Source organism: Xanthomonas sp. LMG 12461 (genome assembly GCF_009192935.1).
GTDB lineage: Bacteria > Pseudomonadota > Gammaproteobacteria > Xanthomonadales > Xanthomonadaceae > Xanthomonas_A > Xanthomonas_A sontii.
In genome coordinates, this window is the sequence record NZ_NQYT01000003.1 from 56088 (window position 1) to 80165 (window position 24078).

A 24078-nucleotide genomic window follows, 5' to 3' on the forward strand; every position below is an offset into this window, starting at 1 on the left:
CGCTCGCTTGTCGTTGGAGCCCGCAATGCCGCCCCGCTTTTCCCGCCTGCTGTCCCTGGCCATCGCCACCGCCCTGAGCCTGTCGCTGGCGGCCCCGGCGGACGCGGCCAAGAAGAAGACCACCAAGCAGACCACCGCGCAGACCCGCGCCAAGGCGAGCAAGGCCCGCAAGGCGCGGCCGGCGCCGGCCCCGGTGGTGCTGACCAAGGCGCAACAGCTGAACCGGCTGTACGACGACTACTGGGAAGCCTCGCTCAAGCTCAATCCGCTGCAGGCGACCTTCCAGGGCGACAGCCGCTACAACGACCAGTTGCCGAACTTCCTCTCGGCTGCGTTCCGCCAGCAGTCGCACGACTTCACCGTGGAGTGGCTGGGCAAGGCCGAGGCGATCGGCAAGGACGGCCTCAGCGGCCAGGACCTGCTCAGCTACGAGATCTTCGTCGGCGACGCGCGCAACGCGCTGGAGGCGGAGAAGTACCCGAGCTGGATGCAGCCGGTGAACCAGTTCTACAACGTCGGCAGCATCATGGTGATGCTCGGCTCCGGCACCGGCGCGCAGCCGTTCCGCACGGTCAAGGATTACGACAACTGGTCGCGGCGCGCGCTCGGCATCCCGGCGCTGTTCGACCAGGCCATCGCCAACATGCGCGAAGGCATGAAGGCCGGCGTGGTGCAGCCGCGCGCGTTGATGGAGAAGGTGCTGCCGCAGCTCGATGCGATCATCAAGCCCACCGCCGAGGAGAGCCTGTTCTGGGGCCCGGTGCGCAACCTGCCGGCGGACATTCCGGAGGCCGAGAAGCAGCGCATCACCGCCGAATACAAGCGCATGATCGAGTACCGGATCATGCCGGCCTACCGCGCGCTGCGCGGCTTCATCGCCACCGAATATCTGCCGGCCACGCGCAATACCGCCGGCATCGGCGCCCTGCCCGGCGGCGATGCCTGGTACGCCTGGAACGTGCGCCAGAGCACCACCACCGACCTGACCCCCGCCCAGATCCACCAGATCGGCCTGGACGAGGTGGCGCGCATCCAGGGCCAGATCCAGGCGGTGATGAAGCAGGTGCGCTTCCGCGGCTCGATGCAGAAGTTCTTCAAGTTCATGCAGACCGACAAGCGCTTCACCTTCAAGAGCGAGGACGAGCTGCTGAGCTACTACCGCGGCCTGGAAGGCCGGGTCGACGCGGCGGTGCCGCGCATGTTCTCGCTCAAGCCCAAGGCCGCGTTCGAGATCCGCCCGGTGGAGCCGTACCGCGCGCAGTCGGCCGCCAGCGGCTCGTACATGCGTCCCAGCGAGGACGGCCGCCCCGGCATCTTCTACGTCAACACCTACGACCTGCCCAGCCGCAAAACCTGGGATGCGGAAGACCTGTACCTGCACGAGGCCATTCCCGGCCACCACTTCCAGCTCGGCCTGCAGCAGGAGCTGACCAACCTGCCCAAGTTCCGCCGCTTCGGCGGCGAGACCGCCTTCATCGAAGGCTGGGGTCTGTACGCCGAATCGCTGGGCAAGGACCTGGGCCTGTACCAGGATCCCTACAACTATTTCGGCTACCTGCAGAACGAGCTGTGGCGCGCGATCCGCCTGGTGGTGGACACCGGCCTGCACAGCAAGGGCTGGACCCGCGAGCAGGTGATCGACTACATGCTGCAGAACTCGGCCACCAGCCGCACCGACGCCGAAGCCGAGGCCGAGCGCTACATGGCCATCCCCGGCCAGGCGCTGTCCTACAAGATCGGCGAGATGAAGATCATGCAACTGCGCGACTACGCGCGCGCGCAACTCGGCGACAAGTTCGATATCCGCGAGTTCCACGCCGAAGTGCTGAAGGATGGCTCGGTACCGCTGAACGTGCTGCAGGAAAAGATCGAGCGCTGGGTGGCGAGCAAGAAGAAGGGGTGAGCGGGAAGCCGCTCCTCCCGCGGAACATGCGACCTGAGGCGTCGCGGGATCGTCGCAGGAGCGGCTTCAGCCGCAATGGGGCCGTGCTGGTGAAGCCCGGTCGCGGCTGAAGCCGCCCCTACGGGAAAGCAGCCGCCGCACGGAGGCAGATAGCACGCCAGTTCCACCAGGACATGAGCGCGCACGAACCCATTGTGGGAGGGACTTCAGTCCCGACGCGTTGTAGTGAAGGGCGTCGGGACTGAAGTCCCTCCCACAAACGGCCAAGGCGATCGATCAGCGCCGACACCCACTGAAAACCGACGGCGAAGGCATCGCGCCGTCGCGTGCAAGGCGACCCGCCCTCTCTAAGACGATGCCAGACGCCGCGCCAGCTGCGCGATGTCCTGCGGGGTGGTGCGGCAGCAGCCGCCGATCAGGCGGGCGCCGGCCGCACGCCAGGCGGCGAGGTGGTCGACCAGGGCGCCGGCATCGGCGCTGTCGGCCTGCCAGCATTTGCGCTCGGCGTCGTAGCGCTCGCCCGCGTTCGGATACACCACCAGCGGCAACCGCGTCAGCGTCGCCAGATGACGCAACGCCGCAGTGGCCAGCGACGGCGCGACGCAGTTGACGCCGAGCGCGACCACCTGCGGATGGCCGTCGAGCAACGCCACCACCTCGCGCAACGGCGTGCCGTCGCTGAGATGCGTGGCATCGCGCAGGGTGCAGGCGAACCAGGCGACAACCCCAGGAAACTCCTCCAGCACCTGCAGCAATGCCACCATTTCCGCCAATGACGGCTGCGTCTCGCAGGCCAGCAGATCCACGCCGGCTTCCATCAACGCGGCGATGCGCGGGCGGTGGAAGTCCCGCAATGCCGCCTGCGGCAACGTGTAGTCGCCACGGTATTCGGACCCGTCGGCCAAGTAGGCGCCATACGGACCGACCGAGCCGGCGACCAGCAAGGCATCCGCCTGCGGATGCCGCGCGAGATGCGCCTGCCGTGCCTGCTGCGCCAGTTCGACGCTGCGTGCGATCAAGCGATGCGCTTGCACGAGGTCGATCCCGCGTGCGGCATACCCCTGCGGCGTGGCCTGGTAGCTGGCGGTGATCGCGCACTGCGCACCGGCGGCGAAATAGTCCTGGTGCACCTCGCGGATCAGGTCCGGTTGTTCCAGCAGGATCTTCGCCGACCACAGCGGATCGCGCAGATCGCAGCCGCGACGCTCCAGTTCGGTGGCCAGCGCGCCGTCGAGCACCAGGCACCGGTCCTCGGCCAGCAGCGCGGCAAGCGGGTTGTGCGGCATGGCACGGCCTCGCAGCGATGGAATGCGCAGTGTCGCAGACGGCACGCGCACCGGTGCGGCCGCACCGCTGCGCTATGCTTCTCCCATGGATTGCCCCGTTTCGCTCGCCCCGACTCAGCGCATGACCTTCACTACGCTGACACCGATGCTGCGCTGTGCCAACCTGACCAGGGCATTGGCGTTCTACACCGAAACGCTGGCGTTTCGCCTCGACAGCGGCACGGTGGCGGCGGGCTGGGTGTCGCTGCGGCACGGCCCGCTGGCACTGATGCTGGCCACGCGACTGTCGGAGGACGATGCAACCGTCTCCGATGTCGCCTGCTCGCTGTACTTCCGCACCGACGAGGTCGATGCCTGGTGGCAGCGGCTGCATCCGCATGGGCGCATCGTCTATCCGTTGCAAGACTTCGACTACGGCATGCGCGAGTTCGCGATCCACGATGCGGACGGCCATCTGCTGCAATTCGGACAGACGCTGTGCCGATGAGCCTGACCCTCGATGGCCTGCACCACGTGGCGATCATCGCCTCCGACTACGCGCGCTCCAAGGACTTCTATTGCCGCCTCCTCGGCCTGCCGGTGATCGCCGAGGTGTATCGCGAAACCCGCGACTCCTGGAAGCTGGACCTGGCCCTGCCCGACGGCAGCCAGCTCGAACTGTTCTCGTTCCCCGCGCCACCGCCGCGACCGAGCCGCCCGGAAGCCTGTGGGCTGCGCCACCTGGCGCTGCGCGTGCGCGACCTGGACGCCGCCGTCGCGCACCTGCAGGCGCACGGCGTGGAGGTCGAACCGATCCGTGTGGACGAGTACACCGGCCGCCGCTTCACCTTCTTCGCCGATCCCGACGACCTGCCGCTGGAACTGTACGAAAGCGGCTGAACGCCCACCGCCGGCCACGCTGAACCGCATGCCGCAGTGCGGATTCCCAGCACCATACGCTTGGGTATACAGTCGGATCAGGCCGGCATCGCGCCGGCCGCACCGGACATCCCTCGGGAGGGGAACATGCGCACGACCTTCAAGACCCTGATGCTGGCCCTGCCGCTGAGCGCGGCGGCATTCATGGCGCACGCCGCCGACACCTCGCCGGTCGGCCGCTGGCAGACCATCGACGACGAAACCGGCAAGCCCAAGTCGATCGTGCAGATCGAACAGGCCGCCAACGGCACACTGAGCGGCAAGGTGGTCGAGATCCTGCAGTCCAACCACGGCCCCAACCCGATGTGCGACAAGTGCGACGGCGAGCGCAAGGGCAAGCCGATCAAGGGCATGACCATCCTGTGGGGTCTCAAGCCCGACGGCACCGCGGTGTGGGACGGCGGCTCGGTGCTGGACCCGGCCAAGGGCAAGACCTACAAGGCCAAGATCACCCTGACCGACGGCGGCAAGAAGCTGCAGATGCGCGGCTACATCGGCATCGAGGCGCTGGGGCGGACGCAGACCTGGATCAGGGAGTGACGGAAGCCGGGAATCGGGAGTGGAGAATCGGGAATCGTTAAAAGCGGCATCTGCCGGCCTGATCCCACCCCACTCCGACAAGGCGCCTGCAAAGGCGCCTTTTTCGTGGCCATCAGCTCGCGGGCGGCGCTCTTGCGATTCCCCATTCCCGATTCCCCATTCCCAGCTCCATGCAATAATCCCCGGCCCCCAGAAACGCTGGCCGCCATGACCACCGCTCTCGTCACCACCGCCCTGCCCTATGCCAACGGACCGCTGCATCTGGGGCATCTGGTCGGCTATATCCAGGCCGACATCTGGGTGCGCGCGCGGCGGCTGCGCGGCGACCGCACCTGGTTCGTGTGCGCCGACGACACCCACGGCACGCCGATCATGCTTGCCGCCGAGAAGGCCGGGGTCACCCCGGAGAGCTTCATCGCCGCCATCCAGGCCAGCCACGAGCGCGATTTCGCCGCGTTCGGTGTGGCCTTCGACCATTACGACTCGACCAACTCGGACGCCAACCGCGCCCTGACCGAGGCGTTCTACGCCAAGCTCGACGCCGGCGGCCACATCGCGCGGCGCTCGGTGGCGCAGTTCTACGACCCGGCCAAGGGCATGTTCCTGCCCGACCGCTACATCAAGGGCATCTGCCCGAACTGCGGCAGCGCCGACCAGTACGGCGACAACTGCGAGGTCTGCGGCGCCACCTATTCCCCGACCGAGCTGAAGGAGCCCAAGTCGGTGATCTCCGGCGCCACGCCGGAGCTGCGCGATTCGGAGCACTTCTTCTTCGAGGTCGGCCGCTTCGACGGCTTCCTGCGGCAGTGGCTGGCCGGCGACGTGGCCCTGCCCGGGGTCAAGGCCAAGCTGATGGAATGGCTGGACAGCGAAGGCGGCCTGCGCGCCTGGGACATCTCCCGCGATGCGCCGTACTTCGGCTTCCAGATTCCCGGCCAGCCGGGCAAGTATTTCTACGTGTGGCTGGACGCGCCGATCGGCTACCTGAGCAGCTTCCAGACCCTGTGCGCGAGCCTGGGCGAAGCGTTCGAGCCGCACCTGGCCGCCGGCACCGCCACCGAACTGCACCACTTCATCGGCAAGGACATCGTCAACTTCCACGGCCTGTTCTGGCCGGCGGTGCTGCACGGCACCGGGCACCGCGCGCCGACCCGGCTGCACGTCAACGGCTACCTGACCGTCGACGGCGCCAAGATGTCCAAGTCGCGCGGCACCTTCGTGATGGCCCGCACCTACCTGGACGTGGGCCTGGAGCCGGAAGCGCTGCGCTACTACTTCGCGGCCAAGTCCTCCGGCGGCGTCGACGATCTCGACCTGAACCTGGGCGACTTCGTGGCGCGGGTCAACGCGGACCTGGTCGGCAAGTTCGTCAACCTGGCCAGCCGCTGCGCGGGTATCGCCAGCAAGGCATTCCATGGACGACTCACGACATCCTCGCTGCAACAGGACCGAATCAAGCAGGTTGTCTCAGCATCCGGCCCTGACTGGCAAGCCAAATCCGAGCCAACCGATATCGAAACGGATGCGATTGCCACATTTGTTGCGGTCTCGAACCAAGCAAAAAATGCAACGCAGCATTACGAACGCAACGACTTCGGACGTGTCTGCCGGGAGTTGATGGCCGCTGCAGACGCTGCAAACGAGTTTGTTGCCAGAGCCGCCCCTTGGAACCTTGCTAAAGACCAAAACCGTTCAGAAGAGCTGCGCATTGTGTTGTATTCGGCCCTGACGATGTTCAGGGACATCACCATTGCCCTTCAGCCAATTCTGCCCAACACGACGAAGCTAGCTCTCCGCTTCCTCAACATTGGGGAAGAGGAATTACCGTTCGCAAGAATTGGCGATTATCCGCGCTTCCAAGAAATCCAGATCGGAACCTACGCCCCCCTGTTCACCCGTATCGACCCCAAGCTGCTCGACGCCATGACCGACGCCTCCAAGGACACCCTCGCCCCCACTCCAACTGCCGCGCCCCCCGCCAAGCAGGAAGCGAAGGCCGCCACCAATCCCCAATCCCCAATCCCCAATCCCGGCCACATCGGCATCGACGACTTCGCCAAGCTCGACCTGCGCATCGGCAAGGTGCTGGCCTGCGAGTTCGTCGAAGGCTCGGACAAGCTGCTGCGCTTCGAACTGGACGCCGGCGAGCTGGGCAAGCGGCAGATCTTCTCCGGCATCCGCGGCAGCTACGGCGAGCCGGAGAAGCTGGTCGGCCGCAGCGTGGTGTTCATCGCCAACCTGGCCCCGCGCAAGATGCGCTTCGGCCTCAGCGAAGGCATGATCCTGTCGGCCGGCTTCGACGGCGGCGCCCTGGCCCTGCTCGACGCCGACAGCGGCGCGCAGCCGGGCATGCCGGTGCGGTAAGGCCGGAAAAGGAGAATCGGGAATCGGGAATCGGGAATCGCAGAGCTGCAGCCCGCCGCCAGACCCGCTTTTACGATTCCCGTTTCCCCATTCCCCATTCCCATGGACTTGGCCCTCTTCGACTTCGACCACACGGTCACCACCGCCGATACCTATTCGGGATTCCTGCGCCGTGTGGCCACGCCGGCGCAGCAGGCGCGGGCGCGCTGGGCGGTCGGGCCGTGGCTGGCCGGCTATCGGCTGGGCCTGGTGTCGGCGGCGACGTTGCGCACGCGGGTCACCCGGCTGGTGTTCGCCGGCCGCGATGCAGACGAGATCGCCCGCGAGGCCGAGCACTATGCGCAGCAGGCGCTGCCGCCGCTGCTGCGACCGGACATGATGCAGCGGATCGCCTGGCACCAGGCCCAGGGGCACAGCGTGGTGCTGGTCTCCGCTTCGCTGGATCTGTATCTGCGGCCCTGGTGCACGCAACATGGGCTGGACCTGATCTGCAACCATCTGGAAGTGCAGGATGGGCGCCTGACCGGCCGCTATCGCCACGGCGACTGCGGCCCCCGCAAGGCCGCCCTGATCCGCATGCAGTACGACCTGAACGCCTATCGGCGCATCCATGCGTACGGCGACAGTCGCGAGGACCGGCCGATGCTGGCACTGGCGCACGAGCGCTGGTACTGCGGGCGCCGGATCGCCTGAGCCGACGACACTGCCCGATGCGGCGCCGTCGGGCGAACATGGGCACCGCGTTACACTGTGCAGGCTGACCACGCCGATGCATCTTCTTCGCTCTGTAGTCCCCGCGGCGCTGCCGCGCGCCGCCTCCGCCATGACGCCCGCCCACGCCCCCCTGCTCGAACGTCTCGATCGCCTGCTGCCGCAGACCCAATGCGGCCAGTGCGGGTTCGACGGCTGTCGTCCCTATGCCGAAGCGATGGCCGCCGGCACGGCGCAGGTGGACCGCTGCCCGCCCGGCGGCGACGCCGGCGCGCGCGCCCTGGCGCGGGTGCTCGGCGTTCCCGCCCTGCCCTACGACCGCAGCCGCGGCACCCACACGCCGCCGCAGGTGGCATGGGTGGTGGAAGCCGACTGCATCGGCTGCACCAAGTGCATCCAGGCCTGCCCGGTGGACGCCATCGTCGGCGGCGCCAAGCACATGCACACGGTGCTGGCGCCCTTGTGCACCGGCTGCGCGCTGTGCCTGCCGGCCTGTCCGGTGGACTGCATCGTCCTGCGCTGAGACAGCCGCTGCAGCGCGAGCCCCACGGCGGGCGCATCCGGATCGGCACCCGCCGCGTATGTCCTGGTGTCATCCCACCGGAGCGCCGTGCATGCCGACGTCGACCGCCGCCTTCCCGCTCCTCCGAGCGCACCTGCCGCTGGCCCTGGCCCTCGGCGCCGCCGCCCTGGTCGCCGCCGCGCCTGCGCGGGCGATGCTGCACTACGAGGGCATCGCCTATGCCGCCGACGGCAAACAGGTGCTGTACCGCGAAAGCCACTGGGTCCGCGAGGATGGCGCGCGCCTGGTGCTGTACCAGTGCACCGACGGCGCCGCGTTCGCGCGCAAGCGCGTGGACGATGGCAGCGCCGCGCCGGACTTCGAACTGGTCGATGCGCGCAGCGGCTACCGCGAGGGCGTGCGCCGCAGCGGCAGCGGGCGCGAGATGTTCAGTCAGGCCAAGGGTCAGGCCGAACGCCGTGCGCCGTTGCCCAAGAGCACCGAGGCGCAGGTGATCGACGCGGGTTTCGACGCCTACCTGCGCCAGCGCTGGGACAGCCTGGGCAGCGGCGGACCGCAGCGCATCGCCTTCGTGCTGCCCAGCGAACTGCGCACGCTCGACTTCCGTATCACCCCTGGCCCTGCCGATGCCGAGGTGCAGCGCTACACCCTGAGCCTGGCCGCCTGGTACGGCACGCTGCTGCCCGACCTCAGCGTCGCCTACACGCGCCAGGATCGGCGCCTGCGCGAGTTCCGCGGCGTCGGCAACATCCGCGACGCGCGCGGCCGCTACCCGAGCGTGCGCATCGAATTCCCCGAACGCCTGCGCGGCCAGGCCGATGCCGGCGCCTGGGAGCAGGCGCTGCAGCAACCGCTGGTCGCGCAATGCAGCGCGCGCTGAGCCGCGCCGCCAGCGCATTCACGCCGGCCATCGCCGCACCCGCTACAACCATGCCTGCGCATCGCCCGCGCATCGACGAGGACACCTCATGGCCAAGGCCTACCTGTGGTTCAACGCCGCGCTGTACGCGCTCCTGGCCGTCTGGTGCACGCTGCTGCCGGCACAGACCGCCGCGGCGGTGGGCTACGTCGGCCTGGACCGCTCCGGCCAGTCCGAATACCTGGTCATCTACGGCGGCCTGCAATTGGGCATGGCCTTCCTGTTCGGCTACTTCGCCCGCACCGGGCAGTTGCGCACCGGCCTGCTCCTGGCGCTGGCGTTCTACGTGCCCATCGTGCTCTACCGCAGCGCCAGCCTGCTGCGGCTGTGGCCGGTCGGCCCGACCACGACCGGCCTGGCCGCGTTCGAGATCGTCCTGCTGCTCACCGCGTGCGTATTGTGGCGGCGCCAGCGCGCCTGAGCGACGGGCGCGGCGAAAGCCTGTAGCATCGCGCCGACCTTCGCCACCGTCTCCCGGCATGACCGAGTCGCCCGATCACGACGAAGCAGGACAATTGCTGGTGGCCACCGCCACCGGCGACAGCGCCGCGTTCGAACGCCTGTACCGCACCACCTCCTCGCGCCTGTTCGGCGTGTGCCTGCGCATCGTGCCGCAGCGCGGCGAAGCCGAGGACGTGCTGCAGGAAGTGTTTTCCTCCGTCTGGCGCAAGGCGGCGCAATTCGACCCGCAGCGCGCGCGCGGCCTGACCTGGCTGACCATGATCGCCCGCAACAAGGCCATCGACCATCTGCGTGCACGCGCACCGGCGCGGCAGTCGGTGGCGCTGGACGACGCCGGCGAACTGCAGGACGAAGGCCGCGATCCGCTCGCCGACACCGAGTGGCGGGTGGCCGGGCGGCGCCTGGACGTGTGCATGGGCGAACTGGAGTCGCCGCGCGGCGAGTTGATCCGCACCGCGTTCTTCGAAGGCATCACCTACGAGGAACTGGCCCAGCGCAGCGGCACGCCGTTGGGCACGGTCAAGAGCTGGATCCGCCGTGGTCTGGCCAAACTGAAAGCGTGCCTGGAACGATGAACGCCTCCGTGCCCGATCCACAGGAAACCCCGCCGCCGCGCGACGTGCTGGCCGGCGAGTACGTGCTCGGCGTGCTCGACGCGCAGGAGCGCCGCGCCGCCGAAGCACGCATCGACAGCGACCGCGAATTCGCCGCGGCCGTGCTGCAATGGCAGCAACACCTGATGCCGCTGGCCGACGAGATCGCCCCGGTGGCGGTGCCCGAGCGCGTGTGGGTGCGCATCCGCGCCTCGCTGGGCCTGGATGCGCCGGCGCCGCGCCCGCGCCCCGCCGCACCCGGGTTCTGGGACAGTGTGCGGACCTGGCGCTGGCTCAGCGCCGGCGGCTTCGCCACCGCCACGGCCTGCCTGCTGGCGCTGCTGCTGGCGCGTGCGCCGGTGCCGCCGCCGGTCGCGCAGCCCCCGCCGGTCGCCACTACCACCACGCCCAAGCCCAGCGGCATCGCGATGACCTCCACGCTGATGCAGGACGACGGCAAGCCCGGCTACGTGGCGCTGATGGACGCCGACAAGCGCAGCATCACCCTCACCCCGCTGGCCGGCGCCCGCGACGCCGGCCGCGTGCCGGAACTGTGGCTGATCCCGGCCGACGGCAAGGCGCGCTCGATGGGTGTGTTCGACGAGGCCAAGGCGCGCGTGGCGCGCATCCCCGATGCGCTGATGCCCATGCTCAGCGACGGCGCGGTGCTGGCGGTGACCATGGAACCGCCCGGCGGCGCGCCCGGCGGCGTCGCCACCGGCCCGGTCGTGGCCAAGGGCGGCATCAGCACACTGCAGCTGGCGCCGTAGACAACCCTTCTTCCATCGGGACCATGGATCCCCTTCTCCCGTCGGGAGAAGGTGCCCCGAAGGGGCGGATGAGGGTCCGGGCGAAGCCTCGTACAGCGTCCGCTAGCGCAAGTTGGATACGCGAGGGCTTCGCTTCGTACCCTCACCCCAGCCCCTCTCCCGATGGGAGAGGGGCAATAACGCCTTAGCTCGCTGCAGCTGGCTCAGTAGACAACCCTTCTCCCACCAAGACCACGGACTCCCTTCTCCCGTCGGGAGAAGGTGCCCCGAAGGAGCGGATGAGGGTACGGGCGAAGCCTGATGCAGCGTCCGCTAGCGCAACTTGGATACGCGAGGGCTTCGCTCCGTACCCTCACCCCAACCCCTCTCCCGATGGGAGAGTGGCAATAACGCTTTAGCTCGCTGCAGTTGGCTCAGTAGACAACCCTTCTCCCACCAAGACCACGGATCCCCTTCTCCCATCGGGAGAAGGTGCCCCGAAGGGGCGGATGAGGGTACGGGCGAAGCCTCGTACAGCGTCCGCTAGCGCAAGTTGGATGCGCGAGGGCTTCGCTCCGTACCCTCACCCCAAGCCCTCTCCCGATGGGAGAGGGGCAATAACGCCTTAGCTCGCTGCAGCTGGCTCAGTAGACAACCCTTCTCCCACCGAGACCATGGATCCCCTTCTCCCGTCGGGAGAAGGTGCCCCGAAGGGGCGGATGAGGGTCCGGGCGAAGCCTCGTACAGCGTCCGCTAGCGCAAGTTGGATGCGCGAGGGCTTCGCTCCGTACCCTCACCCCAACCCCTCTCCCGCCGGGAGAGGGGCAATAACGCCTTAGCTCGCTGCAATTGGCTCAGTAGACAACCCTTCTCCCACCAAGACCACGGATCCCCTTCTCCCGTCGGGAGAAGGTGCCCCGAAGGGGCGGATGAGGGTACGGGCGAAGCCTCGTACAGCGTCCGCTAGCGCAAGTTGGATGCGCGAGGGCTTCGCTCCGTACCCTCACCCCAACCCCTCTCCCGATGGGAGAGGGGCAGTGCACCACGTACCTTGCACGCGCCGCGGAGAGATCGGGCCGCGGCCAGGCTATGCCGCGCTCGTCTACAAGAACCGGGCGCGCATTCACCCGCCCACCACTCGTGCGCAGGCAACATCCCCGCCGCCATCGCGCATCCGCACGACAGCCAGATCTTCCGATTCGTGCGACGCCTGCGCTGCGCCGTCGTGGCCGCCATGCCGCGTTCGCAGCCGTGCAGGGGAAATGCGACGCGGTGCATCCGTCTTCCGGTTTCGCCCGTATCGCTCCCAAGTCCCCCAATGAGACGCGCTTGTGCCGAGTCCCGTTCCGGAACCCAGCCATTCCACAATGCCACCAGCGCCGCGTGGCCGCATCCTGCGCACCTTGCGGCGCTGGTTCGACACCAGTGCCGAGATCGAGCTGGATCCGGCGCGGGCAGACCGCATCGACTGGCTGCGTGCCGCGCCCTACATCGGCCTGCACCTGGCGTGCCTGGGCGTGTTCTGGGTCGGCGTGTCCTGGTTCGCCGTCGGCATGGCCGTGGCGATGTACGCCGTGCGCATGTTCGCGCTCACCGGCTTCTACCATCGCTATTTCGCGCACCGCGCGTTCAAGACCTCGCGCCCGGTGCAGTTCCTGTTCGCCGCGATCGGCGCCACCTGCGTGCAGCGCGGGCCGCTGTGGTGGGCCGCCCACCACCGCAACCATCATCGCCATACCGATACCCCGGCCGATCCGCATTCGCCGCGCCAGCACGGCTTCTGGTGGAGCCATAGCGGCTGGTTCCTGACCCCGCGCGGCTTCCGCACCGACTGGGAGGCGATCCCGGACCTGCGCCGCTTCCCCGAACTGCGCTTCCTCGACCGCTTCGACCTGCTGCTGCCAGTGCTGCTGGCGCTGGCGCTGTTCCTGCTCGGCGGGTGGCTGCAGCAGCACGTGCCGCAGCTCGGCACCGACGGCCCGCAGTTGCTGGTGTGGGGTTTCTTCGTCTCCACCGTGGCGCTGTTCCATGCCACCTTCACCATCAACTCGCTGGCGCACCGCTTCGGCAGCCGCCGCTTCGACACCCGCGACGACAGCCGCAACAACCTGTGGCTGGCGCTGCTGACCTTCGGCGAAGGCTGGCACAACAACCACCATTTCTTCCCCGGCGCCGCGCGCCAGGGTTTCCGTTGGTGGGAGCTGGACCTGACCTGGTACGGCCTGAAGGCGCTGTCGTGGACGCGCGTGATCCGCGAGCTCAAGCCGGTGCCGGCCGGGCTGGTGCGCGCACAGGCGCGTGCCCGATGAGCCGGATCGCGGTGGTGGGCTCGGGGATCGCCGGCCTCGGCGCGGCGTGGTTGCTGTCGCAGCGCCACGAGGTGACGCTGTACGAGGCGGCCGACTATCTCGGCGGCCATACCCATACCCATGCGATCGAACTGGACGGTGCGGAATACGCGGTGGACAGCGGCTTCATCGTGTTCAATCCGGAGCACTACCCGCTGCTGAGCGCGCTGTTCGCGCGGCTCGGGGTCGAGTCGCAGCCGACCACGATGAGTTTTTCGGTGCACGAGGAACGCACCGGGCTGGAGTACAACGCCGGCACGCTCGACGGGCTGTTCTGCCAGCGCCGCAACCTGCTGTCGCCGCGCTTCTGGCGCATGCTGCGCGATCTGCGGCGGTTCTACCGTGAGGCGCCGCAGGTGCTGCACGACGCCACGCTGGCGCAGCTCACCCTCGGCGACTTCCTGCAGCGCCACCGCTACTCCGAGGTATTCCGCGACGCGCACCTGGTGCCGATGGCCTCGGCGCTGTGGTCCTCGCCGTCGCGGCAGATCCTCGATTTCCCGATGCGCCAGCTGATCGGCTTCATGGCCAATCACCACATGCTGCAGGTCAGCGGCCGCCCGCAGTGGCGGGTGGTCCGCGGCGGCTCCAACAGCTACGTGCGTGCGCTGCGTAGCCGCTGGCGCGTGCGCGAGCGGCTCGGCACGCCGGTGCGCGCGCTGCAGCGCACGGCCCATGGCAGCGTCGCGATCGCCTGCGATGCCGATACCCAGCAATACGACCATGCGGTGTTGGCCTGCCACGCCGACGACGCGCTGCGCCTGCTGACCGACCCCAGCGACCCGGAAACCGCGATCCTCGGCGCGATCGGCTACCAGGACAACGAGACCGTGCTGCACACCGACGCGCGCGTGCTGCCGCGCGACCGCCGCGCCTGGGCCGCCTGGAACGCGCAAGTGCCGGCAGATCCGGACGCGCCGTGCACGGTCAGCTACTGGATGAACGCACTGCAGTCGCTGCAGGCGCCGCAGCCGTTCATCGTCAGCCTCAACCGCACCGATGCGATCGATCCGGCCAAGGTGCTGCGACGCATGCGCTACCGGCATCCGCTGCAGACCCAGGCGTCGGTGGCGGCGCAGGCGCGCAAGGGCGAGATCCAGGGCCAGCGCAATACCTGGTTCGCCGGCGCTGGCTGGGGCTTCGGCTTCCACGAGGACGGCCTGCGCAGCGCGGTCGACGTCGCCGCTGCGCTGGGGGTACCCTGGTCATGACGCTGATGCGCCGTGCTGCCGTGCCCGCCCCGCCGACTGGCGCCGTCTCGACAACGTCGGCGGCGGCGGGCACGACCCTGCATGGCCTGCACAGCGCGGTGTACACCGGCTGGGTGCGGCATCGCCGTTACGCACCGAAAGCGCTGGCGTTCCGCTACCCGCTGTTCCTGCTGTACCTGGACCTGGACGAACTGAAGCAGGTATTCGCGCGGCGCTGGCTATGGTCGGTGAACCGGCGCAACCTGGCCGAGTTCCGCCGCAGCGACTACCTGGGCGACCCCGCGCAACCGCTGGACGAAGCGGTACGCGACCGCGTGCAGCAGCACACCGGCGAGCGTCCGCTGGGCCCGGTGCGCATGCTCACCCACCTGCGCTACTTCGGCCACTGCTTCAATCCGGTCACGTTCTACTACTGCCACGACGCGCAGCAGCGCCTGCACAGCATCGTGGCCGAGATCACCAACACGCCGTGGCGGCAGCGCCACGCCTACGTGCTGCCGATGGCCGAGGCGCGCAGTCACGGCGCCACGCACGCCTGGCGCTTCGCCAAGCGCTTCCACGTCTCGCCGTTCATGGCGATGGCGCATACCTATGCCTGGCGCTTCAGCGAACCCGGCGCGCAACTGCGCGTGCACATGGACGTGCTCGATCCCACGCCGGCGGCGACGCGGCGACGCTTCGACGCCACCCTGGTGCTCGAACGCCGCGCGCTCGACGGTGCCAGCCTGGCGCAGGCACTGCTGCGCTATCCGGCGATGACCCTGCAGGTCATGGCCAAGATCCACTGGCAGGCGCTGCGGCTGTGGCTGCGCGGCAACCCGGTGCACGACCACCCCGACCACTCCCTTCCGCGAGAACGCCGATGAACGCTCCGCACGCGCCCTCTTCCGCCGCCGCGCTGGCCCCTGCCGCACCGCCGCTGCGCGGGCTCGACCGCCTGCTGCGGCAACGCCTGCTCGCCACCCTGGATGGCCTGCGCGAGGGCCAGTTGCGCATCGAGGAAGCCGGCACGCTGACCACGCTGGGCGATACCAGCATCGGCGCCGACACGCTGCAGGCGCATCTGCGCATCCATGACCCGCGCTTCTACCGCCAGGCCGCGCTCAACGGCAGCGTCGGCGTCGGCGAGGCGTACATGGACGGCCTGTGGGACTGCGACGACCTGGTCGCACTGGTACGCCTGCTGGTGCGCAACCGCGACCGCCTGGACGCGATGGAAACCGGCCTGGCCCGGCTCGGCGGCCTGGCGATGCGCGGCCTGCACGCGTTCGCGCGCAATACCCGCGCCGGCAGCCGCCGCAACATCGCTGCGCACTACGACCTGGGCAATCCGTTGTTCGAGCTGTTCCTGGATCGCAACCTGATGTACTCCTCGGCGATCTTCCGCGACGCCGACGCCGCCTTGGGCGAAGCCGCGCTGGAACGCGCCGCCGAACGCAAGCTGCAGCGCATCTGCGCCAAGCTCGACCTGCAGCCGCACCACCACCTGGTCGAGATCGGCACCGGCTGGGGCGGCTTCGCGCTGCATGCGGCCAAGCACCACGGCTGCCGCGTCACCACCACTACCATCTCGCGCGAGCAGTACGAACTGGCCCGGCAGCGCATCGCGGCCGCCGGGCTGTCGGACCGGGTCGAGGTGCTGCTGCGCGACTATCGCGATCTCGACGGTCGCTACGATCGCCTGGTCTCGATCGAGATGATCGAGGCGATCGGCCATCAATACCTGGATACCTACTTCGGCAAGGTCGGCAGCCTGCTCAAGGACGACGGCCAGGCGCTGATCCAGGCCATCACCATCGAGGACCACCGCTACGCGCAGGCGCTGAAGTCGGTGGACTTCATCAAGCGCCATATCTTCCCGGGCAGCTTCATCCCCTCGGTGGCGGCGATGACCGGGGCGATCGGCCGCGCCAGCGACCTGCGTCTGTTCAACCTGGAAGACATCGGCCCCAGCTACGCGCTGACCCTGCGCGCCTGGCGCGAGCGCTTCATGGCAAAGCTGCCGCAGGTGCGCGCGCTCGGCTACGACGAACGCTTCATCCGCATGTGGGAGTTCTACCTGGCCTACTGCGAAGGCGGTTTCCTGGAGCGCTCGATCGGCGACGTGCACCTGTGGCTGAGCAAGCCGCGCGCACGGCCGGCGCAGTTCGCGCCGGCGCTGGCGGGCGACGCATGAGCAACCTGATCAACTACCTCGCCCTGCAGGGGCTGTGGCTGGCCGCCGTCGTCGGCGCCGCGCACGGCTTGGCCTGGGCCGGCCCGGCGGCGCTGGCGCTGTTCGCGCTGTACCAGTTGCAGTCGCGCCGCCGCGCGCGTGGCGACGCCGCGCTGATCGCCCTGGCGTTGCCGCTGGGTGCAGGTGTCGATGCGGCCATGCGCGCCGGCGACTGGGTGCGCTACGCCGCCGCGCCACCGGCACCGTGGCCGCCGCTGTGGATCCTGGCGCTGTGGGCCGGCTTCGCGCTGACCTTCCAGCACTCGCTGGCCTGGGTGATGCGCCATCCCTGGCGCGCGGCGCTGTTCGGCGCCATTGGCGGCCCGCTGGGCTATGTGCTGGCCGCGCGCGGCTGGCAGGCGGTGACGCTGGTGGCGCCCACGCCGCAGGCGCTGCTGGCGCTGGCTGCGGGCTGGGCCGCGGCGCTGACCTTGCTGAGCCTGGCGACGCGCCGCCTGATGGTCGCCACGTCGGCACTGCCGGCCACCGGAGTGGCGCGATGAACGCCTGGCCGCTCCTGCATGTAGGCATCTTCACCGTGCTGGTCATGCTCGCCGGCTGGGCCTGGCAGCGGCGCACCCGCAATGCCGGCGTGGTCGATGTGCTGTGGTCGGCCTGCATGGCGCTGACCGCGGTGTACTGCGCCTGGCGTGCCGATGGCGCGCTGCTGCCGCGGGTACTGACCGCGGTGCTGGGTGGGCTGTGGGGCGCGCGCCTGGCCTGGCATCTGGGCGTACGCGTGTTCGGCGATGCGCACGAAGACGGCCGCTATCGTGCCCTGCGCGAGCACTGGCACGGCGACCAGCGCAAGTTCCTGGCGTTCTTCCTCGGCCAGGCGCTGGTGGTCCTGGCGTTCGCGGTGCCGCTGTCGGTGGCCGCGCACAATCCGCAGCCGCAGTGGAGCGCGTGGACCACGTTGGCGGTCGCGACCTGGCTGATCGCGGTCGGCGGGGAAAGCCTGGCCGACCGGCAACTGGCCGCGTTCCGCACCAACCCCGCGAACAAGGGCAAGACCTGCCGCCAAGGCCTGTGGCGCTATTCGCGGCATCCGAACTACTTCTTCGAATTCGTGCACTGGTTCGCCTACGTGTTCCTGGCAGTGGGCAGCGGCGCGCTGTGGGTCGGCGTGGCGGCCTTGGGCCCGTTGCTGATGTTCGCCTTCCTCTATCGCGTCACCGGCATTCCCTATACCGAACAGCAAGCGCTGCGCTCGCGCGGCCGCGATTACGCCGACTACCAGCGCAGCACCAGCGCCTTCTTCCCCATGCCGCCGCGGCACTGAGCCGCGCGAGGAGATCCGCCATGTCCAGTACCTTCGCCACCTCTTCCCCGCCTGCCGCGCCGGCCGAGCCGCTGGCCACGCGCCTGGCCGAATCCGGCCTGCTGCCCGACGCCATGCTGCGCGCGGCGATGCGCCGGCTGTGCGCGCAACGCCTGCGCGACGAGCGCGCCGGCGGCGCCGACGCGGCCTGGGAGCGCCAGCGCCTGCTGATCGAATCGCTGCGCGAGAGCGCCATCGCGATCGAGACCGACGCAGCCAACCGCCAACACTACGAAGTGCCGCCGCGCTTCTTCGAGCTGTGCCTGGGCAAGCGCCTGAAATACAGCAGCTGCTACTGGGATGCGACCACGCCCGACCTGGACGCGGCCGAAGAACGCATGCTGCAGCTGTACGCCGAACGTGCGCAGTTGCGCGACCGCCAGCGCATCCTCGAACTGGGCTGCGGCTGGGGCTCGCTGACGCTGTGGATGGCCGAGCAGTTCCCCGGCGCACGCATCACCGCGGTCTCCAACTCGCGGCCGCAGCGCGAGCACATCGAAGCGCAATGCCGCGCGCGCGGGCTGGGCAACGTCAAGGTGATCACCCACGACGCCAACACCCTGACCCTGCCGACCGAGAGCTACGACCGTGTGGTCTCGATCGAGATGTTCGAGCACATGCGCAACTACCGCGAGCTGCTCAAGCGGGTCAGCCACTGGCTGGTGCCGGGCGGCCGGCTGTTCGTGCACATCTTCTGCCATCGCGATCTGGCCTACCCGTTCGAGGTGCAGGGCGAGGACAACTGGATGGGCCGGCACTTCTTCACCGGCGGCCTGATGCCGGCGGCCGACACCCTGCTGCAGTTCCAGGACGACCTGGCGATCGAACGCCGCTGGCTGCTGTCCGGCCAGCATTACGAGAAGACCGCCAACGCCTGGCTGCACAACCAGGACCGCCACCGCGACATGCTGATGCCGGTGCTGCAGGCCACCTACGGCGCCGACGCCAAGATCTGGTGGCAACGCTGGCGCATGTTCTGGATGGCCTGCGCGGAACTGTTCGGCTACGAACAGGGCCAGCAGTGGGGCGTGGCGCATTACCGGTTCGTCAGGCGCTGAGGGGCTGGGGCGATGGGGCGCCGGGAATGGAGAATGGGGAAACGGGAATGGGCGTCCCGCGAGTGCCCGGGTTACCTGCGTACCCAAGGAACTTCCGGTCAACCGCGACGGGCTTTACCGGCGACGCCTGTCGCGGCTAAAGCCACTGCTTCACGCGGTCGCTCAGGCGACGCACTGCCGGCTTTCCCATTCCCGATTCCCGACTCCCCATTCCCGGCTTTCACGCCGCCGCGGTAATGACGATCTCGATCTTCCAGGCCGGGTCGGCCAGCTTGGCCTGCACGGTGGCGCGGGCCGGGGTGTTGCCCGGGCTAACCCATTCCTCCCAGACCTTGTTCATTTCGGCGAACTCGGCCAGGTCGGTCATGAAGATCTCCGCGCGCAGGATCCGGCTCTTGTCGGTGGCGGCGAGCGCCAGCAACCGGTCGATCGCGGCCAGCACCTGGCGGGTCTGGCCGGCGATGTCTTCGCTGGTATCGTCCGCGATCTGCCCGGCCAGATAGGCCACGCCGTTGTACACGGTCATCTCCGACATCCGCGGGCCGGTATCGAAACGCTGGATCATGATGCGCTGTCCTGTAGTGGGAAGACCGCGCCATTGTCGCGCGATTGCGCCGCGGCTGCAGGCACCGGCCGCCACACGCGATACGCCACCGGCAGCAGCCAGGCCAGGATCAACACGATCGGCAGTTTCTGGGTCAGCCCGCGCGGCGGCGCGCGCCACAGCACATGCACCCACAGGGCCACGAACGCCAGCACCGCCAGCAGCAACAGCGGCCCGGCGCGGCCCCGCCACGCCGCCTGCCCGCGCAGCCACGCGCTCTGCAGCAGCATCGCCGTGGTCACGCACAGGAACGCGGTCTGCGCGGAGAGCCCGTGCACCAGCGGCGCCAGCAGCGGTGCGCGCTGCGGCAGATAGCTGTCGCCGATCGCCACGCCGCACAGGCCGAGCGCGGCGCAACCGAACAGCACGACCGGCGCACCGCTGCGCGCGCGTGGCGGCGCCTGCGCATACAGCCCGGCCGCCAGCGCCACCACGCCGACGGCCAGCAGGACGTAGACGGTGCGCAGCAGCAGTCCGCCGGGCCCATGCAGGTACTGGCTGAGCGTGGCCTGCTGCCAGTGCAGATCGGCACGCACGACCTGCAACGCCATGGCCACGCCGAGGAACAGCAGCCCCAGCAGCAGCGCTGCGGCGCCGGTCAGGCGCGTCCAGCGCGGCGGCTTGGGAAAGGGAGACGCGGACAAGGGCATCGACAGGCTCCGGAACCGACACAGACCGTCGCCACATGCGCCGGCCACGGCCCCTGCCGCGGTCCAGACGCCGTGGCGACGTGCGATTCCACTATCATGCGCGTCGCCGGCACGGCCGGTATAGCCTGGAGCGTGGGATGCACGGCAAGAGGAGCGGTACGGCTGACAGGGGTGCGATGTGTGCGCTGCGGGGTGCGGCCCGGGAGGGCGCCAAGCTCACCGGTACCGCACTCGCCTTCGCGCCGCTGACCGCGACCGCTGTCGGGACCTGACGCGTGGCATCCCACCGGGGTGATGCGCGGCAGGCCGGTGCAACCCGGCTTGCCCCGACACCCCACCCACCGCGACGCAGCCACTTGGTCGCAGCCCTCTCAATGTTCGTCACACGCTTTCATCCAACCGGTATCGCGATGGCCCGTCTTCGTTTCACCCGCACTTCCGCTCCGGCCGCGTCGCGCACCGCGCAACGTGCGCCGTCGCGCCTCGCCGCCGTCCGTCCGCAATGACCGACGCCGCGCCCTCTACTCCCGCACCCACGCCCGGCTGGCGCCGTGCGCTGCCGGTGCTGGCCAGCCTGGCGATCCTGGCCCTGGCGCTGCACGCGCTGGCCACGGAGTTCAGCACCCACGGCTACAGTGCGATCCGTCACGCCTTCAACCAGCTGAGCCTCAGCCAGATCGTGCTGACCCTGCTGCTGGGCCTGAGCAGCTACGCCTGCCTGATCGGCTTCGATGCCGTCGGCCTGCGCCGCAGCGGGCGCAAGCTGCACCCGATGCGGATCAGCATCACCGCGTTCCTGGCGCATGCGGTCGGGCAGACCCTGGGCTTCGCCGCATTGACCGGCGGCGCGGTGCGCCTGCGCGGTTACGGCCGGGTCGGGCTGAGCCTGGCCGAGATCGGCCAGGTGGTGCTGATGAGCACGCTCGGCTTCGTGTTCGGCGCGTGGCTGCTGCTGGCGCTGGCCCTGACCCTGGAACCGGCCGCGGCGGCGCTGGCGCTGCCGGTCGGCGCGACTGCGGTGCGCGCGATCGGCATCGCGTTGCTGGTCGGCTTCGCCACGATGCTGCTGCTGGCCGGCCGCGACGGCCGCACCCTGCGCTGGCGCAGCCACGAACTGTGGCTGCCGGACCGGCGCACCACCCTGGGCGTGACCGCGCTGAGCGTGGTCGAACTGGGCCTGGCCAGTGCCGCGTTCTACGTGCTGCTGCCCAACGAATCGGGCATCGAGTACATCGGCTTCGTCGGCCTGTACCTGGTCGCGGTGGTGGCGGGCCTGGTCTCGACCGTGCCGGCCGGCCTGGGCGTGTTCGAGTGGAGCCTGCTCAAGCTGCTGCCCGGCGTGGCGCCGGCGGCGGTGCTGGCGGCGGCGCTGATCTACCGCATCACCTACTACGTGGTGCCGCTGCTGCTGTCGGTGCTGATGGCGTCGCTGTCCGGCCTGCGCCGGCCGCTGGCCGCCAGTGCCGGCGGCGTGCGCGTGGCCTGGCGCACGCTGCGCCCGTGGCTGCCGCAGATCATCGCCCTGGCGGTGTTCGCGGTCGGCGCGGCGCTGGTCATCGACGGCACCCTGCCCACGCCCAAGCGCCGCCAGGACATGGCGCCGCTGTCGATCATGGAAACCTCGCACCTGCTGGCCAGCCTCGGCGGCGTGGTGCTGCTGCTGATCGGCCAGGGCCTGCAGCGGCGCAGCCATGCCGCCTGGGTGCTGGCGATCGGCATCTGCGTGCTGCTGCCGCTGCCGGCCTGGCTGCGCGGCGGCCACGTCTCGGTGGCGCTGTCCTCGCTGGTGGTGGCGGTCGGCCTGTGGGGCGCGCGCCGCGAGTTCTACCGCGAGGGCGCCCTGCTCGACGAGGCCTGGTCGTGGCCGTGGCTGCGCAACCTCGGCCTGGTGCTGATCGCCACGATCTGGCTGCTGTTCTTCGTCTACAGTCACGTCGAATACCAGAACGAGCTGTGGTGGGAATTCGCCACCTCGGCCAACGCCCCACGCGCGCTGCGCGCGGTGCTGCTGGTCAGCGTGGCGGTGGTGGTATTCGGGCTGGCGCGGCTGCTGCACAGCACGCGCTCGCCGTTGCCGCCGGCCGATGGTGCGCAACTGGACGCGCTGGCGCCGGTGCTGGCCGAGGCCACCGACACCCAGGCCTGCCTGGTGCTGACCGGCGACAAGGCGCTGCTGCAGGCCGAGGACGGCCCCGGCTTCGTGATGATGCAGCGCTACGGCGGCTCGCTGGTGGCGATGGGCGACCCGGTCGGCGCGCCGGAAGTGGCCCGCGCGCTGATCTGGCGCTTCCGCGAGGAAGCCGACCGCATGGGCCTGCGCCCGGTGTTCTACCAGGTCGGCGAGCAGCACTGGCAGACCTACCTGGACCTGGGCCTGACCCTGGTCAAGCTCGGCGAGGAAGCGATGGTGTCGCTGGAGGGCTTCCACCTGGAAGGCCGCGACCGCGCCGACCTGCGCCAGGCCTGGAACCGCGGCAAGCGCAGCGGGCTGAGCTTCCGCATCGTCGAGACCGACGCGGTGGACGCGCTGATGCCGGTGCTGGCCGAGGTCTCGCAGCAGTGGCTGGAAGACAAGGCCGGCGCCGAGAAGGGCTTCTCGCTGGGCAGCTTCGACCCGGCCTACCTGCGCCGCTTCCCGATCGCGGTGGTGGAGTTCGAGGGCAAGGTCGTGGCCTTCGCCAACCTGTGGCAGGCCCCGGCCGGTCACGAGCTGTCGGTGGACCTGATGCGGCACATCGCCGATGCGCCGAAGGGCACGATGGACTTCCTGTTCATCGAGCTGTTCCTGTGGGGCCGCGACCAGGGCTACAAGCGCTTCTCTCTAGGCATGGCGCCGCTGTCGGGCCTGGCGCAGCACCGCCTGGCCGGCCGCTGGAACCGCTTCGGCAACCTGATCGTGCGCCACGGCGAACGCTTCTACGGCTTCACCGGCCTGCGCCGCTTCAAGTCCAAGTTCGCCCCCGCCTGGCGCACCCGCTACCTCGCCGCCCCCGGCGGCATGCACCTGCCCGCCGCCCTGCTGGACGTGACCCGACTGATCTCGCTGGATCCGCGCAAGCCGGAGTGAGGCGGGGATTGGGGAGTCGGGATTGGGGATTGGCCTGGCTACCCCGCGTTTGCCTGGGCATTGCGAGGCTTCGCGCCGCACCCTCATCCGCCCCTTCGGGGCACCTTCTCCCGAGGGGAGAAGGAAAAGCAAAGCCCCTCTCCCCCCGGGAGAGGGGTTGGGGTGAGGGTACGACCGCCAGGGAGCGCCCGGCGGCATGCACCTGCCCGCCGCCTTGCTGGACGTGACCCGGCTGATTTCGCTGGATCCACGCAAGCCTGAGTGAGGCGCGGATTGGGGAGATGGGATTGGGGATTCGGCCCGGCTATCCCGTTTGCCGGGGCATTGCGAGGCTTCGCGCCGTACCCTCATCCGCCCCTTCGGGGCACCTTCTCCCGAGGGGAGAAGGAACAGCGCTAGCCCCTCTCCCCCCGGGAGAGGGGTTGGGGTGAGGGTACGGCAGCCATGAAGCGCCCGGCGGCGACCAACCACGCTCGCCGCCTTGTAGAACCGACGTTTCAGCGGTCCGGTCGCGGCTGAAGCCGCTTGTGTCAAATAAGGGTCTATCGTTGTAGGTGAGAGCGGAGTGCGGCAGGCCGTTTAGCCGCAGTGCCAGCAAGCACGAGTAGGAGTCAGCGCCGCCGCACTCCGGTTCTC

Annotated in this window: 22 protein-coding genes; 19 read left to right on the forward strand and 3 right to left on the reverse strand. The window is 69.3% G+C overall.

Annotated elements, in window-relative coordinates; genetic code table 11:
- Positions 1-25 precede the first annotated feature (25 nt).
- Positions 26-1903: a DUF885 family protein gene (locus CEK68_RS01240; RefSeq protein ID WP_150410298.1), complete on the forward strand. Its 1878-nt coding sequence runs from the start codon at positions 26-28 to the stop codon at positions 1901-1903.
- A gap of 347 nt (positions 1904-2250) precedes the next feature.
- Here CEK68_RS01240 and mmuM read toward each other — a convergent pair whose 3' ends face one another.
- A complete protein-coding gene (gene mmuM / locus CEK68_RS01245; RefSeq protein WP_152238284.1) occupies positions 2251-3189 on the reverse strand; it encodes a homocysteine S-methyltransferase in 939 nt (312 codons plus the stop codon).
- Between mmuM and CEK68_RS01250 the strand changes: the two genes are divergently transcribed.
- From CEK68_RS01250 to CEK68_RS01330, 17 genes are all read left to right on the forward strand, one after another.
- Positions 3188-3676, forward strand: coding sequence for a VOC family protein (locus CEK68_RS01250; protein ID WP_226977723.1), 489 nt, complete (start codon positions 3188-3190; stop codon positions 3674-3676). The two genes, mmuM and CEK68_RS01250, sit on opposite strands and share 2 nt — an antisense overlap.
- Before the next feature lie 2 nt (positions 3677-3678).
- A complete protein-coding gene (locus CEK68_RS01255; protein WP_226977724.1) occupies positions 3679-4068 on the forward strand; it encodes a VOC family protein in 390 nt (129 codons plus the stop codon).
- 126 nt (positions 4069-4194) lie between these two features.
- Entirely contained in the window at positions 4195-4647 is a 453-nt protein-coding gene (locus CEK68_RS01260) for a DUF2147 domain-containing protein (RefSeq protein ID WP_152238286.1), read from the forward strand.
- Between the two features lie 207 nt (positions 4648-4854).
- Positions 4855-7011 (forward strand): methionine--tRNA ligase, encoded by a 2157-nt coding sequence (metG, locus tag CEK68_RS01265; RefSeq protein WP_152238287.1) that lies wholly within the window; start codon positions 4855-4857, stop codon positions 7009-7011.
- Between the two features lie 102 nt (positions 7012-7113).
- On the forward strand, positions 7114-7704 hold the full coding sequence (locus tag CEK68_RS01270; RefSeq protein WP_152238288.1) for an HAD family hydrolase: 591 nt from the start codon (positions 7114-7116) through the stop codon (positions 7702-7704).
- A 76-nt stretch (positions 7705-7780) separates the two neighbouring features.
- A complete protein-coding gene (rnfB, locus tag CEK68_RS01275; RefSeq protein WP_081613384.1) occupies positions 7781-8245 on the forward strand; it encodes an Rnf electron transport complex subunit RnfB in 465 nt (154 codons plus the stop codon).
- A gap of 91 nt (positions 8246-8336) precedes the next feature.
- Positions 8337-9125: a hypothetical protein gene (locus CEK68_RS01280; RefSeq protein ID WP_152238289.1), complete on the forward strand. Its 789-nt coding sequence runs from the start codon at positions 8337-8339 to the stop codon at positions 9123-9125.
- Between the two features lie 88 nt (positions 9126-9213).
- Positions 9214-9585: a hypothetical protein gene (locus tag CEK68_RS01285; protein ID WP_017910216.1), complete on the forward strand. Its 372-nt coding sequence runs from the start codon at positions 9214-9216 to the stop codon at positions 9583-9585.
- A gap of 58 nt (positions 9586-9643) precedes the next feature.
- Positions 9644-10201, forward strand: coding sequence for a sigma-70 family RNA polymerase sigma factor (locus CEK68_RS01290; protein ID WP_152238290.1), 558 nt, complete (start codon positions 9644-9646; stop codon positions 10199-10201).
- Positions 10198-10989 (forward strand): anti-sigma factor, encoded by a 792-nt coding sequence (locus CEK68_RS01295; protein ID WP_152238291.1) that lies wholly within the window; start codon positions 10198-10200, stop codon positions 10987-10989. Before CEK68_RS01290 ends, CEK68_RS01295 begins: the two co-directional genes overlap by 4 nt.
- A gap of 1346 nt (positions 10990-12335) precedes the next feature.
- Entirely contained in the window at positions 12336-13277 is a 942-nt protein-coding gene (locus tag CEK68_RS01300) for an acyl-CoA desaturase (RefSeq protein ID WP_193314070.1), read from the forward strand.
- Positions 13274-14527, forward strand: a complete 1254-nt coding sequence (locus CEK68_RS01305; RefSeq protein WP_152182244.1) for an FAD-dependent oxidoreductase — start codon at positions 13274-13276, stop codon at positions 14525-14527. The genes CEK68_RS01300 and CEK68_RS01305 overlap by 4 nt, the downstream gene beginning before the upstream one ends.
- Positions 14524-15393 (forward strand): DUF1365 domain-containing protein, encoded by an 870-nt coding sequence (locus tag CEK68_RS01310; RefSeq protein WP_152182243.1) that lies wholly within the window; start codon positions 14524-14526, stop codon positions 15391-15393. The genes CEK68_RS01305 and CEK68_RS01310 overlap by 4 nt, the downstream gene beginning before the upstream one ends.
- Positions 15390-16703, forward strand: coding sequence for a cyclopropane-fatty-acyl-phospholipid synthase family protein (locus CEK68_RS01315; RefSeq protein ID WP_017909121.1), 1314 nt, complete (start codon positions 15390-15392; stop codon positions 16701-16703). Before CEK68_RS01310 ends, CEK68_RS01315 begins: the two co-directional genes overlap by 4 nt.
- Positions 16700-17245 (forward strand): DUF2878 domain-containing protein, encoded by a 546-nt coding sequence (locus CEK68_RS01320; protein WP_152182242.1) that lies wholly within the window; start codon positions 16700-16702, stop codon positions 17243-17245. Before CEK68_RS01315 ends, CEK68_RS01320 begins: the two co-directional genes overlap by 4 nt.
- The gene (locus CEK68_RS01325) at positions 17242-18024 is read left to right on the forward strand and encodes a DUF1295 domain-containing protein (protein WP_152182241.1); all 783 of its coding nucleotides are present in this window, start codon (positions 17242-17244) and stop codon (positions 18022-18024) included. The genes CEK68_RS01320 and CEK68_RS01325 overlap by 4 nt, the downstream gene beginning before the upstream one ends.
- Positions 18025-18044: 20 nt before the next feature.
- On the forward strand, positions 18045-19121 hold the full coding sequence (locus CEK68_RS01330; protein WP_152238292.1) for a cyclopropane-fatty-acyl-phospholipid synthase family protein: 1077 nt from the start codon (positions 18045-18047) through the stop codon (positions 19119-19121).
- Between the two features lie 220 nt (positions 19122-19341).
- Here the strand turns inward: CEK68_RS01330 and CEK68_RS01335 are convergent, their stop codons facing one another.
- Together CEK68_RS01335 and CEK68_RS01340 are read right to left on the reverse strand one after the other, a co-directional pair.
- Positions 19342-19686, reverse strand: a complete 345-nt coding sequence (locus CEK68_RS01335; protein WP_017910151.1) for a RidA family protein — start codon at positions 19684-19686, stop codon at positions 19342-19344.
- On the reverse strand, positions 19683-20375 hold the full coding sequence (locus CEK68_RS01340; RefSeq protein WP_152238293.1) for a DUF998 domain-containing protein: 693 nt from the start codon (positions 20373-20375) through the stop codon (positions 19683-19685). Before CEK68_RS01340 ends, CEK68_RS01335 begins: the two co-directional genes overlap by 4 nt.
- Before the next feature lie 502 nt (positions 20376-20877).
- Between CEK68_RS01340 and mprF the strand changes: the two genes are divergently transcribed.
- Complete coding sequence (gene mprF, locus CEK68_RS01345; protein WP_150410310.1) at positions 20878-23442, forward strand: bifunctional lysylphosphatidylglycerol flippase/synthetase MprF; 2565 nt, start codon at positions 20878-20880, stop codon at positions 23440-23442.
- Positions 23443-24078 lie beyond the last annotated feature (636 nt).